At 67.2% G+C, this 533-nt stretch carries 1 pseudogene; it reads left to right on the forward strand.

Features of this window, described 5'->3' with window-relative positions:
- Positions 1 to 518: pseudogene (locus CSC70_RS14360) on the forward strand (histidine kinase); the annotation flags it as partial.
- Positions 519 to 533 lie beyond the last annotated feature (15 nt).

Raw genomic sequence — 533 nt, forward strand, 5'->3', positions numbered from 1 at the left:
AGATGGATCTGGATGCGCTGCTGGCGCTGCGCCCGCCGCTGGTGCTGGTGGACGAACTGTCTCATCGCAACGCGCCCGGCAGCCGCCACGAGCGGCGCTGGCAGGACGTGCAGGAGTTGCTCGACGCCGGCATCGATGTCTACAGCACGGTAAACATCAAGCATCTGGAAAGCCTCAACGACGTGGTCCACCGCATCCCCGGCGTGCGCGTCAGCGAGACCGTGCCCGATGCGATCTTCGACCGCCTGCGCGACATCGTGCTGGTGGACCTGCCGCCACGCGAACTGATCGAGCGCCTGCAGCAGGGCAAGGTGTATTTGCCCGAGCAGGCCACGCAGGCATTGCAGGCGTTTTTCTCGCCTTCCAACCTCACCGCCTTGCGCGAGCTGGCGATGCAGACCGCTGCCGACCGCGTCGACAGCGATCTCCGCGATACCCACGCCGCGCGCCGCCTGCCAAGCAACGCCGCGTTGCGCAGACGCGTGGCGGTGGGCATCGGTGACCCCGGCAGCACGGATTAACTGGCGCGAGTG

This window comes from Pseudoxanthomonas kalamensis DSM 18571, assembly GCF_010211745.1.
GTDB lineage: Bacteria > Pseudomonadota > Gammaproteobacteria > Xanthomonadales > Xanthomonadaceae > Pseudoxanthomonas_A > Pseudoxanthomonas_A kalamensis.